The organism is Pseudomonas sp. 2725 (genome assembly GCF_050434585.1).
Classification (GTDB): domain Bacteria; phylum Pseudomonadota; class Gammaproteobacteria; order Pseudomonadales; family Pseudomonadaceae; genus Aquipseudomonas; species Aquipseudomonas jessenii.
Genome location: NZ_JBNDIV010000008.1, coordinates 251,848 through 264,506, shown reverse-complemented (window position 1 = coordinate 264,506; position 12,659 = coordinate 251,848). Strand labels below are relative to the sequence as shown.

The window sequence follows — 12,659 nt, the reverse complement described above, 5'->3', positions numbered from 1 at the left end:
CGCAGGCTTTTAATAGGTTCCATCGAGGCAAACCAGAGCGCCTCGGCCCAACGAACAGTTGACCTGTTGAAACCTTGAGGAGTCCGCCATGAACACCAAAGCCATCTACGCAGCCTGCCTGTTTGCCGCACTGAACATCTGCACCTTGTCGGCCCGTGCCGAAGCCGATGTCGCTCCCAGAACCTACACCTATGGCACCCAACTGGATATCCGGAAAGTGGTGTCGCTGACCGAGGACACTACGCCTTCCTGCGGCGTGGTGAATGCGCGGCTGACGTACCTCGACTCCCAGTCAAAAACCCAGGTGCTGGATTACAGCAAATTCGCCGACAACTGCAACTCGGAAAACTGAGTGTCGCGATCAACCCCCGCCAAATCCATTTGCAACAGGAAGGACATCATGAACAACGTTTCCCGCTACCTGACCGCCATCGTCTTTTCCGTCGCCGGTGTGGCGGCCCATGCCAACGCCGCTGTCGAGCAAAGCGCCTGCGCCAGCAACACCTGCTTCCAGCTCACGCCGGTTGCAGAGAAGGGCACCCAGGGCTTCCTGGCGCAAGACGGTTCCAGCCGCACGCCGCAGGGGCAGTTGCTGGATGAGCAGACGGCTTGAGAACACCCCCGATCCACTGTGGGAGCGAGCCTGCTCGCGATAGCGATGGTTCAGTCAACGATGTGTCGCCTGACCGGACGCCATCGCGAGCAGGCTCGCTCCTACAGTGGTGATGTGTTGCCCTCTAATTTGCATTAGGTGATCCCATGTTACTCATCGCTTTCCTGGGCGGCATATTGACCGTCCTCAGCCCTTGCATCCTGCCGGTCGTTCCATTCCTGTTTGCCGGGGCCGACCGTACACGCTCCTCGATCCTGCTGACCCTCGGCGGCATGGTCCTGACCTTTGCCCTGGTCTCCAGCCTGGCCGTGGTCAGCAGTGAGTGGGTGATACAGGCCAGCAACACCGGCCGCCACGTGGCGCTGGCGGTGATGGTGCTGTTCGCCCTGTCGCTGATCTCCGCCCGGGTCGGTGACTGGCTGGCCCGTCCCTTCGTGTTGCTGGGCAATCGCATCGACCCAGACTCGCGCAAGATGTCCGGGCCGCTGGCTTCGATCATGATCGGTGTCGCCACCGGGCTGCTCTGGGCACCCTGCGCGGGGCCGATCCTCGGGGTGATTCTCACCAGCGCCATGTTGCAAGGTGCGAACGCCGGCACCAGTCTGTTGCTGGTGGCCTATGGCGCGGGCAGTGCGCTGTCCCTGGGCATCTTGATCTTTGCCGGGCGCGGCCTGGTCAATCGCTTGAAACCGTCGATTCCGGTCACCGGCTGGTTGCGCCGTGGCGCCGGGGTTGCGGTGCTCGCCGGTGCGGCGGTGATTGCAACGGGGGCCAATGACCTGTTGCTGGCCAACACCTCATCGGAAGGTGTCAACAGTGTGGAGAAAGGCGTGCTGGAAGCCGTGCCGAAAGTCGTCGATTACCTGGTCAGCAAGGTCAAGGCAGACAGCACCATGGGCGATGCCCAAGGCGCCATGCCCTCGCTGTCCGGCGCGGTGGAATGGCTCAACTCGCCGGCCCTGAGCAACGAGGCCCTGAAAGGCAAGGTTGTGCTGGTGGACTTCTGGACCTTCGACTGCATCAACTGCAAGCACACCCTGCCATACGTGAAGGAGTGGGCGAAGAAATACGAAAAGGACGGGCTGGTGGTGATCGGCGTGCACACGCCTGAATACGGCTTTGAGCGCATCATCGACAACGTCAGGGCCAAGGTGAAGGAATACGGCATCACCTACCCGGTGGCGATCGACAACAACTACGCGATCTGGCGCAACTTCGACAACCAGTACTGGCCGGCGCACTACCTGATCGATGCCAAGGGGCAGGTGCGTTACACCCACTTCGGTGAAGGCAGCTACGACACTCAGGAAAAAATGATTCAGCAGTTGCTGGAGGAGGCCAAGGCCGGCGCGCCAGCGGCGTAACTTGCTCGATCAATGGCTCACGGGTCTTGCCCCGTGGGCCATGGTTTTTTTCTCCTGTCCGCGCCGCCACGCCGCCGGTGGCGCACCGAACTCGCGACGGAAGGCGCGGCTGAAAGCGGTATCGGTCTGGTAACCGACTTCTTCGGCGATGCGCGTCAATGAGCTGTTGCTGCTGCGTAACAGGTTAGCGGCGAGCAACATGCGCCATTGCGTCAGGTACTGCATCGGCGACACCCCCATCAGTTGCTGGAAGCGTTCGGCCAACACCGATCTTGAGGTGTTGGCGGTGCGCGCCAGTTCTTCCAGTGTCCAGGCGTGGCAGGGTTTTTTGTGCAAGGCGTTGAGGGCGGCGCCGACGATGCGGTCGCGCACACCGGCCAGCCAGCCGGTGCGGCCTTCGCCTTGTTCGTTCATGTACAGGCGCAACACTTCGATGAACAGCACTTCGGCCAGTTTGGCCAATACCCCTTCACCGCCAGGGCGGGGCGAGCGGGCTTCGGCGAGGGCATAGCGCACGGAGGATTCCAGCCAGATACCGGCATCCGAACCGCGCACATTGACCCGCACCACCGCCGGCAAGCCCTTGAGCAACATGCCCGCCAGGCGCGTGTCGCACGCCAGGTAACCGCACACCAACCGGGTGACCGCGCCACCCCCGCCATAACTCAACTGCCGGGGCCGGCGCGCCAGCACGGCATCCAGTCGCGCACCCGTGGCGGGGGGCAATCCAGGGCGTGAGCACATGCGATGGGCGTCGCCCTGGGGGAAGATCACCACATCGCCCGCACTCAGATGCAGCGGCGGGTCATCGCCCAGTTCAACGTAGCACTCACCTTCGGTTATCAGGTGAAAGATCACTACCCGTTCCGCATCGGGCTCCAGAAACGGCGCAGCGGTGTCGGCGCTGGGCGACTGGTAGCACCAGGGCGCGGTGAACCGGGCGTTGATAAAGATCGCGCCGACCAGATGCACGACGCGCAGGGTCTGCGACAGAGCGTCCATTGGGGTTTCCCGTGGAAGGATTCCTGATTGTGAGCGCCTCGGCGCGCAACGTGGAATCTCCGGACGATCGGGCAGGGTTGGGCGACGATCGGACAGGACGCCAGCGCCCGTCAGGGCGATAGTTTGATCACAGGGTGAGTGCCGCCCTGCCATCAAGAACAATAAAGAGAGGTTGCCATGCCTAAGTTCGTCATTGAACGTGAGATCCAGGGCGCCGGAGCATTATCGGATAGGGATTTGAAAGCCGCTTCGCAAAAGTCCTGCCGGGCGTTGCGTGAGTTGCCTGAGGTGCAGTGGCTGCAGAGCTATGTCACCGGTGACAAGCTCTACTGCGTGTACATCTCGCCGAACGAAGAGCAAATCAGGGAGCACGCTCGGGTGAGCGGGTTTCCCGCCAATCGCATTTCCCAAGTCATGAACATCATCGATCCGACAACGGCGGAGTGAATGCCCGCCAGGCCCGACTCGTGTTTCAACCCAGAGACCTTCTCCATGAGTACACCTATTGATCTGACTGCCTTGAAAAACCGCCAGATGGCCTCCTGGGCCAGCGGCGACTACGCCGTGATCGGCACCACCCTGCAGATCGTCGGCGAGCAACTGGCCGAAGCCTGTGACCTGTTGTGCGATGAGCGGGTGCTCGACGTTGCCGCCGGCAACGGCAACGCAACCCTCGCGGCTGCGCGCCGTGGCTGCCAGGTGACGTCCACCGACTATGTCGCCGCCTTGCTCGAACGCGGCGAAGAGCGGGCCCGGGCAGAACGGCTGAATGTCTCCTTCCAGGTCGCCGATGCCGAAGCATTGCCCTTTGCCGACGGCAGCTTTGATGCCGTGCTGTCGACCTTCGGTGTGATGTTCACGCCGGACCAGCCCAAAGCCGCCGCGGAGCTGGCACGGGTTTGTCGCCCGGGCGGGCGGATTGGCTTGGCCAACTGGACGCCGGAAGGTTTCGTCGGCCAGATGTTCAAGACCCTTGGCCAGCACCTGCCACCCCCTCCGGGTGCCAATCCGCCCTCACGCTGGGGCACCGAAGCCTGGCTGCACGAGCATTTCGACGAACGTGAATTCCTGCTCCAGGTGACGCGTCGCACGTTCAATTTCCGCTATCGCTCGGCGGAGCATTTCATCGACGCCTTCCGCCAGTGGTACGGGCCGGTGCACAAGGCCTTCGCCGCGCTGCCCGAGGATGGCGCCAAGGCCCTGGAGACCGACTTGACCGAGCTGATCAACCGGTTGAACCGGGCGGGCAACAAATCGCTGGTGGTGCCGAGTGAATACCTGGAGGTGGTGATCACGCGGCGTTGAGTTGACACAAGTCCAATGTGGGAGCGGGCTTGCTCGCGAAGGCGGTGGATCAGTCAATATTGATGTCAACTGACCCACCGCTTTCGCGAGCAAGCCCGCTCCCACAGGGGTTGTGTGATGGTCATGGCATCTAAATCACTACGGCCCCACGCGCCTCCAGCAACTCGCGCAACACCGACCGATGGCAATGCGCTTCATCCTCGCAATAACAGCCCACGGCCAGGGACGTCTGATGGGACAACGCGGCCAGCAGATCCAGTAACTGACTGGCAGCGGGCTGGCTCATCTCGGCCTTGAACTTGCGCCGGAACACCTCCCAGGCCTTGGCATCTTGCGCGGCCTTGGCCTCGGCCACCAACTGCGTACTGGGCGACAGCAGCGGCTGCCAGACATCATAAAAGTCTCGACGGGCGAATTCGGCTTTCGGTACGCCACGGGGAGGGCGGCGTACCGTGCCCAGGCGCAATCCTTCATCGGGTCGACGGGGTGAGCCGAGTTGAACGATATGGACCGCCATGGCTACTTGAGCCTCGATTCGTCGAACCACTCCAGCGCCGTGCGCCACAAGCAGATGCCCAGGAAGTACGCCGACATCAGCAGCCACAACCCCATCACCCACGGGTTGATCAGCGGATGGTTGAGCACCAGTGACAGGCTGCACAGCAACCAGATGGCCGTCACCGCAATGTTGATCGGCATGAACCGGCGCACGCGAAACGGGTGCAGGAATTTCATCCGGGTCACGGTCAGCAGGGCCAGGCCAACGACTGTAATGAAGGTGATCCACGGCGAGGGGGCGATGATGTAAAGGCACAGGGCAACCACGTTCCAGGCGGCGGGGAAGCCCTGGAAGTAGTTGTCCTTGCTCTTCATGTTGACGTTGCAGAAGCAGAACAGCGACGACACCAGAATCAGCGACACGCTCAGCAGCAAGGTGTAGTCCGGCAACGGGATATAGCGATAGATGAACAGTGCCGGGATAAACACGTACGTCAGGTAGTCGATCACCAGGTCGAGGATCGAGCCATCGAAGCTCGGCAACACCGACTGCACGTTGACCTTGCGTGCCAGCGCACCGTCCAGACCGTCAACGATCAGGGCGACACCCAGCCACAGCAGGCAATGGGTCGGCTGGTTTTCCAGCAGGGACAGGGTGGCGAGGAAAGCGGTGACCACGCCAGTGGCGGTAAAACCATGGGCGCCCCATGCTTTGAGCCTAGCGATGTACAGGGTTGAAATCACAGGGGCGTTCTCCAGTGAATGAAGCAAGCCAGTTGTCACCTCGTGTACGGGGTGGTGGCAAACCGGGTCGGGTTGCAGGTATCGACCGGGTATCCGGGAATAAGGTTCACCACTCATGAATCTTAGCTGCGCCGCAAGAAAATACCCCGGACGAATCCGGGAAAGCGCGGATGGGTCAGCCCAACGGTGCTGGCACATTCGCCTGCGGGGGCTATCGTTGCCTGACTGGATAAACGCCCTTCAAGAGGACAAACGTCATGAACACCAGCGATCTGCTCGAACAATTACTGCGCGCCGGCCAGGGCTCGATGGCGCGACAGGGTGGCGGTGGCGCATCGGCCCAGGGTGGGCTCGGCGACCTGGGTGGATTGCTCGGCGGTTTGTTGGGCGGGGGTGCCGGTACCAGTGCTGGCGGCGGTGGCGCAGGGTTGGGTGGTTTGCTCGGTGGTTTGCTTGGCGGCGGTTCGCCGATGGGCGGTGCACCGCAAAGTCGCTCCGCTGGCGGCACCAATTATGCGGCGCTGGCGTCCCTGGGCATGATGGCGTTCCAGGCGTACCAGGCCTGGCAGCGCAGTCAGGCCTCGGCGCCGCAGGAAGCGCCACGGACCGTGGACTTGCTGGCCGGCCCGGAGGCCGAGGAACACAGCCATGCGATCCTGCGGGCATTGATTGCCGCGGCCAAGGCCGATGGCCGCATCGATGACACCGAGAAACAGATGATCAGCACTGAAATCGGCCGTCACACCGACGATCCGCAATTGCAGCAATGGCTGGACGACGAGGTCGCCAAGCCACTGGATGCCTATGACGTCGCGCGGTCGGCCACGGACCCGGGCATGGCCTCGGAGATGTACCTGGCCAGCGTCATGCTGGTGGACGACCAGCAGGACGCCGAGCGCAACTATCTGGATGAACTGGCCGCGGCGTTGCAGATCGACCCGCAGTTGCAAGTCCACCTGGAGCAGCAGGCCAAGGGCACTGCCTGACGGGGTGCTCCCACATTTTGATCGCCGCCGAGCGCCGATGCCGTGTGCGCTGAAAATCACTGTGGGAGTGAGCCTGCTCGCGATGCGGTCGACCCAGTCAATATCCCTGGAGCCTGACACACCGCCATCGCGAGCAAGCTCGCTCCCACATTTTGATCGCCGTCGAGCGCCGATGCCGTGTGCGCTAAAAATCACTGTGGGAGCGAGCCTGCTCGCGATGCGGTCGACCCGGTCAACCTCCCTGGAGCCTGACACACCGCCATCGCGAGCAAGCTCGCTCCCACATTTTGATCGCCGCCGAGCGCCGATTCCGTGTGCGCTGAAAATCACTGTGGGAGCGAGCTTGCTCGCGAAGAACGATGACTCAGTCAACCTGCCGGAACACCAGCTGTACCCCGCGCCACAAGCCCGTCCGTCCGGGCCTTTTCAACGCCGATTGAATTATTGCGCCGTTCGCTGGCTCTGCTTGGTTAGGAGACGTTTGCATTCAACGTCCAGGCGCGAAGCAGGTGAGCCATGCCCCGCAACCTCGATGACTACAACCGCGTGCGTGATTTTTCGGCGACCACCAAGCCCGCCGCCAAACTTTCACGCCCGGGAAAATCATCGTCACTGACCGGCGCGCGCAAAGCCAGGCTGCCGGACCTGCTAAAGCCGGAGTTGGCGACGCTGGTGGAAAAAATCCCCGACGGACCGTGGCGCTACGAAATCAAATTCGACGGCTACCGGATCATGGCCCGCATCGATCATGGCGAGGTGAAGCTGATCACTCGCAATGGTCACGACTGGACCCACAAACTGCCAGGGCAGGCCATGGCCCTGACCGCGCTGGGCCTGGAATCGGCATGGCTCGACGGTGAAATGGTGGTGATGGACGAACAGGGTGTCCCTGACTTTCAGGCGCTGCAAAACGCCTTCGAAGCGGATCGCAGCGACGACATTCTCTACTACCTGTTCGACCTGCCGTACCTCAATGGCATGGACCTGCGCGAGGTGCCGGTCGAAGAGCGTCGAGCTGCGCTGGCGACGGTGCTCAATACCAGTGAGGAGCCGTTGCTGCGTTTCTCCAAGTCGTTTGGCGAGGAGCCCCGCGCCTTGCTCGACAGCGCCTGCCAGATGCACATGGAAGGGTTGATCGGCAAGCGCCAGGGGTCGTCCTATGTATCCCGGCGCAGCAGCGATTGGATCAAGCTCAAATGCCAGCATCGACAGGAATTCGTCATCGTCGGTTTCACCGAGCCGAAAGGCTCGCGCCATGCCTTCGGGGCGTTGCTGCTGGGACTGCATGATCACGATGACGGCCAGTTGCGTTATGCCGGCAAAGTCGGCACCGGGTTCAACGAGGCGACCCTGCGCAGCCTCCATGATCAGCTCAAGCCCCTGCAGGTGAAAAAGCCGCCGGTGGTCAATCCACCCGGCGGTTCGCAGGCCAGGGACGTGCACTGGCTCAAACCCCGGCTGCTGGCGGAAGTGGCCTTCGCTGAAATGACCAGGGACGGTTCGGTGCGCCATGCCGTGTTTCATGGACTGCGCAATGACAAACCGGCACGAGCCATCACCGAGGAGCGCGCGAAAACCGTGAAAACCTCCACTGCGAAAAAGGCTGGCACGGCGAAGCCCGCTGCCACGGGAAAGAAAACCGCACCCGCCCCCTCACAACTCGGTCTGGAGGAGGGCAAGGTACGCATCACCCACCCGGACCGGATGATCGACCCCGGCAGCGGCACCACCAAACTGCAACTGGCGCAGTACTACGCCAGCGTCGCCGAGTGGATCCTGCCCGAACTCAAGGATCGTCCGGTGGCGCTGGTGCGTGCGCCGGACTGTATCGCTGGCGAGCTGTTTTTCCAGAAGAATGCCGAGCACCTGGCGATCCCCGGCATCACCCTGCTGGACAAACAGCTTACCGGCCAGCCGATGATGCTCATCAACAACGTCGAGGCGCTGGTTGGCGCGGTGCAGATGAATGCCGTGGAACTGCATACCTGGAATGCGACGTCTGACAAACTCGACAAGCCGGATCGTTTTATCCTCGACCTTGACCCGGACCCGGCGCTGCCATGGAAACGCATGGTCGAGGCTACGCAGCTGACGCTGTCGGTGCTGGATGAACTGGGGCTCAAGGCGTTTCTGAAAACCAGCGGCGGCAAGGGAATTCACGTGGTGGTGCCGTTGACCCGCAAGCTCGGTTGGGATGAGGTCAAGGATTTCAGCCATGCCATTGTCAGTCACATGGCCAGGCTGTTGCCCGAGCGTTTTTCCGCGGTGTCGGGACCGAAGAACCGTGTCGGACGGATTTTCATCGATTACCTGCGCAACGGTCTGGGGGCGACCACCATTTGCGCCTACGCCGTACGTACCCGCGAGGGGTTGCCGGTGTCGATGCCGATCTGGCGCGAAGAGGTGGCCGAACTCAAGGGCGCCAATCAATGGAATCTGCACAACGTGCATGAACGTCTGGCCGAAGTCGGGGATGAGCCTTGGGCGGACATGCCCAAAACCCGGCAAGCGATCACTGCCGAGATGCGCCGGCGGGTGGGGATGAAGAAGTGAACTGTGCCGATGGGAGCTGCTGAAGGCTGCGACCTTTGCATGGTTTCAATAACCTGAAGATCAAAGGATCGCAGCCCGCGGCAGCTCCTACGCGAGCAACCTGTTCTTACTTGAGGAATGCCTGGAAGTCGGTACCCAGTTTGTCGATCGCTGCCTTGAAGTCCTTGGCGGTAATCTTCTGGCTTTCGTTTTTCAGTTCGGTGCCGAACACCTTGCGCACCACTTTGGCTACGGTCTGGTTGCTCTTGGCGTCGACGAACTCGGCTTCGATGAACAGGGTGGTTTCCTGGTCACGGTGACCGGTGGCTGCCTGGGTTGCCCCGACTACGGCCGCGATGGGCACCACTTCATACCACTTCATGCCTTCGTTCTCGGCGTTCACCCCGGTAATCGCCGCGCGCATGATCAGGGGGCGCGAACCCGCCGGTGCGGAAGAGGTGTTGGTCACTACGCGGTATTTCTGGCCCAGCGTAGCCTTGGCCTTGCTGGTCATGTAGTTCTGAATGTCGGTCAGTGTCTGCTGGTTGACACGCTCATCGGGTTTGGGGGCCGGGTAGAGCTCCAGTTTGTTGAACACCACGGTGTCATAGGCATTCGGGTTCCACGCAGGGCTGACCCAACGCATCGCGGTGCCGCCGCTCGGCGTTTCGACTTCCTGCAGGTTGTTGTAGTTGGACAGGAAGCCTGAATATTGCTCCTTCTCAGTCACTTTCGAGGTGCAGCCGCCTAGCAACAGACTGGCCAGCGTAGCGCCGACGAGCAGTTTTCGGGACAGATTCATAGTGGTGTTTACTCCTTGGTTTAAATCGTCATTCTTTCGTTTACAAGACATCAGAATCGCCAGGTCATGTTTCCGTTTATAGCCTGAATCCAGGCATTGTCGAATTGACCGGAGATTCGATTGCCCGATACGGCCTTCGCCTGGTCCACCGGCATGTCGCCGAGCCAGACCATGGCCCAACTGACGTTGACATCGGTGTTCTCGTTCAGAGCATAGGTGGCTCCTGTCGCAATGCGCCAGGATTCACTCATCGGCACGACCACGCTGCGGTTGCTGTCCGAGACGGCGCTGCTGTCGTAGGCCACACCGACGTTCCACAACCATTGCTCGGTGGCCTGGTATTGCGCGCCAAGGGAGAGGTGCCAGGTGTCCTTGAAGCCGGCGTCGACTGTTGTCGATTGCGCTCCAAACGCCGTGGTGTCGACCTCTACGGCGATGTCGCCGAACTCGGACCAGTCCTGCCAGTTGGCCGAGGCGAGCAACGCCCATTGCCGGTCCAGTTGCTGGAAAAGGCTCAGGGTGACGGTTTGCGGCACCTTCATGTCCAGTTCGGTATCGGTGTTGTTGACGCGCTCGAGCAGGCGGCCGTCGCCCTTGACGTCCAGCCGGTCCTTGAAGTCCAGGTCGACCTGGCTGGTGTAGGTCAGGCCGATGCGCGTGCCGGGTTGCGGGGCGTAGATCACGCCCACGTTGGCGCCATAGCCCCAGGTGTTGTCCCGGTACTTGTATTGGCCGTCAGAGCGGTCAGTGAAGCCGAAAGGGGAGCGGTCGATGGCGGTGTCTGCCTTTAACATGCCGTACATGGCCTTGACGCCCAGGCCGACCGACCACTGCTCATTGAAGCGATAAGCCACGCTCGGTACCAGCGACAGGCCGAGCAGGCTTGAGTTCTGCGCAAAGTAGCGGCCGGACCAGTCGTTGTCGTAATTGACCGCCAGGCCAAAATCGCCGTACTGGCCGAAACCGACGCTCCAGTGCTCGTCGAGTTCATGGCTGATGAAGAAGCTGCCACCGGGAATCGGATCGAGGGCGTTGCCACTGCCGCTGCCCGGGGTGTTGGTGCCGGAGTCGCGGTCGAAGCTCAGGTCGCCGTACAGAACCTGCAAGCCGGCGGTGATTTGCGTGCCTGGCAGATAGCTCATGCCCGCGGGGTTGCTGGCGATGGTCGAGGGGCCTTGGGCACGGGCGGCGGCACCGGCGTTGGCCAGACCGGCGTTATCGGTGCCGATTTCATAGAGCATGATGCCGCCGGCCCAGGCTTGCTGGCAGCACAGGGCAAGTAGCGCAGAGGTGGGCAGGGCTGCTGTTTTTATCGGCATTGGAACCCCTCGGCAATTGTCCATTTCGAATACGGGTGGACTGCACCGGCTACCCGTGGATTCGGTTGTTATTTGGCCTTGTCAGTGGCCAGGGTCAGGCCGGGTAACGCCATCGCAGACAGCAAAAGGAGGATCGCAAACTTCGAGGAGAAGGTTGTCCGGTTCCTGTCGAGCTCCTGCGTTCTTGCGTGAGTACATCGAGACGAGCCCCCAACCGTCATTGAATTTCGTTACCCCCGCCAAGAGCGTAGGTTTGAATGGCGGAATATCCAGTACTGGATAATCAGAAAGTTAGTGTTTCAGGCGAGTTGCACCGAAATCGCAAAATCTCCCAAGGAAGGCATAGCAGTGTCCCGCGATTCATGAGTGACCACCGATCCTGTTTCACCAGCGAAACATGGGCAGCGGGCGCAGCGGCGAGCGAATGAATTGACGGGCTGAAAGCTTCATCAGCATCGAGTGAAAGCCGTGATCGGGAAAGGTCGCCTGCACGGTTTTGATGAAGCTGCGGGGCAGGCCGAAACGCACCAGGCCCAGGGACACATCCACCAGATCGGCCTGGCGGAAGGGTTCGACGCTGGCAGCGTAGGCGCCGCGATACCGGCGCAGTTTGTGATGCTCAAGTATCAATGCGCTGACTTCATCCTTCAGTTCCGCTCGTTGCTGGTTGTCGAGGTACTCGGTGGCCAGGGCAATGGACGGCGGCAGGTAGTCGAGGGTGTCATCGGTCCAGATGCCCAGGTCATGAAACGCCGCCGCGATTTGGACGGCGGCCGGGGGCAGGCCATCGGCACCACTGAGGGCTCCATGGAAATTCAGCACCCGGTAAATGTGGTTGCGGTAGCCCTGCAGGTCGGCCCCGATGGCCAGGGCGAACGAGGTGAGAATCTCGTCGGTGAGGGGGAGTTCGAGAAGAAGCTTCATCAGGCGTCACGCAACAGGTCGTTGGCATTGAGCAGTTCGTAGGCGATCTCCGGGCGCTTTTCCATGGCCCGGCGAATGGCGGCGGGGATGTTGGCGCGGGTCTTGCGGCACAGCCCCGGCAGTTCGCCAATCTGGATGCCGATGCCGCGCATGGTGCGCACTTCGTTGAAACCGGGAGCGATGTCCACGCGGATGCCCAACTGTTCGAGCATGCGCCGTTGCAGGTGCTCCAGATCGCTCAGGCTCTGCAGGTTCTCCAGGCGTTCGATCAGGCGTTTTTCTTCGTTGCGGGTCAGAAACAGAATGCGCAGGTCCGCCCCTGGTGTTTCCAGCAACGGGTCACGCCCGCAGTCGCAGGCGCCGGGCGGGCAGGGTGAGCGGATCGCAGCGGTGGTGGTCATGGGGATCAATCATAGAGCGCTGTGATCGAGTTTGCCCATAGGGATTTGGTGTGAAGGCGATCTAAAAATGTGGGAGCGGGCTTGCTCGCGAAAGCGTCCTGTCAATCGACAATTGCGTCGACTGACACTACGCCTTCGCGAGCAAGCCCGCTCCCACAGGGGGGCGGTG

Annotated in this window: 14 protein-coding genes; 7 read left to right on the top strand and 7 right to left on the bottom strand. The window is 61.5% G+C overall.

Going from position 1 to position 12,659, the window contains the following annotated elements; translation table 11 throughout:
• The first annotated feature begins 88 nt into the window (after positions 1-88).
• The 3 genes from ABIE16_RS23400 to ABIE16_RS23390 all read left to right on the top strand — a co-directional run bounded on the left by ABIE16_RS23400 (position 89) and on the right by ABIE16_RS23390 (position 1,977).
• A complete protein-coding gene (locus ABIE16_RS23400) occupies positions 89-352 on the top strand; it encodes a DUF2790 domain-containing protein (RefSeq protein WP_057715446.1) in 264 nt (87 codons plus the stop codon).
• Positions 353-400: 48 nt separating this feature from the next.
• The gene (locus ABIE16_RS23395; RefSeq protein ID WP_429522046.1) at positions 401-613 is read left to right on the top strand and encodes a hypothetical protein; all 213 of its coding nucleotides are present in this window, start codon (positions 401-403) and stop codon (positions 611-613) included.
• 146 nt (positions 614-759) lie between these two features.
• Positions 760-1,977, top strand: a complete 1,218-nt coding sequence (locus ABIE16_RS23390; protein ID WP_340315577.1) for a cytochrome c biogenesis protein DipZ — start codon at positions 760-762, stop codon at positions 1,975-1,977.
• A 9-nt stretch (positions 1,978-1,986) separates the two neighbouring features.
• Here ABIE16_RS23390 and ABIE16_RS23385 read toward each other — a convergent pair whose 3' ends face one another.
• A complete protein-coding gene (locus ABIE16_RS23385; protein WP_429522045.1) occupies positions 1,987-2,979 on the bottom strand; it encodes an AraC family transcriptional regulator in 993 nt (330 codons plus the stop codon).
• Positions 2,980-3,156: 177 nt separating this feature from the next.
• Here ABIE16_RS23385 and ABIE16_RS23380 point away from each other — a divergent pair, with 177 nt between their 5' ends.
• Positions 3,157-3,426, top strand: a complete 270-nt coding sequence (locus ABIE16_RS23380) for a DUF4242 domain-containing protein (RefSeq protein WP_057715442.1) — start codon at positions 3,157-3,159, stop codon at positions 3,424-3,426.
• Positions 3,427-3,471: 45 nt separating this feature from the next.
• Complete coding sequence (locus tag ABIE16_RS23375) at positions 3,472-4,284, top strand: class I SAM-dependent methyltransferase (RefSeq protein WP_429522044.1); 813 nt, start codon at positions 3,472-3,474, stop codon at positions 4,282-4,284.
• A gap of 130 nt (positions 4,285-4,414) precedes the next feature.
• On the opposite strand, the gene ABIE16_RS23370 is transcribed toward ABIE16_RS23375, so the two are convergent.
• Together ABIE16_RS23370 and pcsA are read right to left on the bottom strand one after the other, a co-directional pair.
• Positions 4,415-4,801 carry a DUF488 domain-containing protein gene (locus tag ABIE16_RS23370; RefSeq protein WP_429522043.1) on the bottom strand — a complete coding sequence of 129 codons (387 nt, stop codon included), beginning with the start codon at positions 4,799-4,801 and terminating at the stop codon, positions 4,415-4,417.
• A 2-nt stretch (positions 4,802-4,803) separates the two neighbouring features.
• Positions 4,804-5,526 (bottom strand): phosphatidylcholine synthase, encoded by a 723-nt coding sequence (gene pcsA / locus ABIE16_RS23365; RefSeq protein WP_090454774.1) that lies wholly within the window; start codon positions 5,524-5,526, stop codon positions 4,804-4,806.
• Positions 5,527-5,783: 257 nt separating this feature from the next.
• On the opposite strand from pcsA, the gene ABIE16_RS23360 reads away from it, so the two are divergent.
• Together ABIE16_RS23360 and ligD are read left to right on the top strand one after the other, a co-directional pair.
• Positions 5,784-6,512 (top strand): tellurite resistance TerB family protein, encoded by a 729-nt coding sequence (locus ABIE16_RS23360; protein ID WP_429522042.1) that lies wholly within the window; start codon positions 5,784-5,786, stop codon positions 6,510-6,512.
• Between the two features lie 516 nt (positions 6,513-7,028).
• Positions 7,029-9,065 carry a DNA ligase D gene (gene ligD, locus ABIE16_RS23355; protein WP_429522041.1) on the top strand — a complete coding sequence of 679 codons (2,037 nt, stop codon included), beginning with the start codon at positions 7,029-7,031 and terminating at the stop codon, positions 9,063-9,065.
• Positions 9,066-9,171: 106 nt separating this feature from the next.
• On the opposite strand, the gene ABIE16_RS23350 is transcribed toward ligD, so the two are convergent.
• The 4 genes from ABIE16_RS23350 to ABIE16_RS23335 all read right to left on the bottom strand — a co-directional run bounded on the left by ABIE16_RS23350 (position 9,172) and on the right by ABIE16_RS23335 (position 12,490).
• Complete coding sequence (locus tag ABIE16_RS23350; RefSeq protein ID WP_057715435.1) at positions 9,172-9,846, bottom strand: DUF3313 domain-containing protein; 675 nt, start codon at positions 9,844-9,846, stop codon at positions 9,172-9,174.
• A 50-nt stretch (positions 9,847-9,896) separates the two neighbouring features.
• Positions 9,897-11,165 carry an OmpP1/FadL family transporter gene (locus ABIE16_RS23345; RefSeq protein ID WP_218498446.1) on the bottom strand — a complete coding sequence of 423 codons (1,269 nt, stop codon included), beginning with the start codon at positions 11,163-11,165 and terminating at the stop codon, positions 9,897-9,899.
• 384 nt (positions 11,166-11,549) lie between these two features.
• Positions 11,550-12,089: a hypothetical protein gene (locus ABIE16_RS23340; RefSeq protein ID WP_057715431.1), complete on the bottom strand. Its 540-nt coding sequence runs from the start codon at positions 12,087-12,089 to the stop codon at positions 11,550-11,552.
• Entirely contained in the window at positions 12,089-12,490 is a 402-nt protein-coding gene (locus ABIE16_RS23335; RefSeq protein ID WP_008050481.1) for a hypothetical protein, read from the bottom strand. The genes ABIE16_RS23340 and ABIE16_RS23335 overlap by 1 nt, the downstream gene beginning before the upstream one ends.
• Between the last annotated feature and the right edge of the window lie 169 nt (positions 12,491-12,659).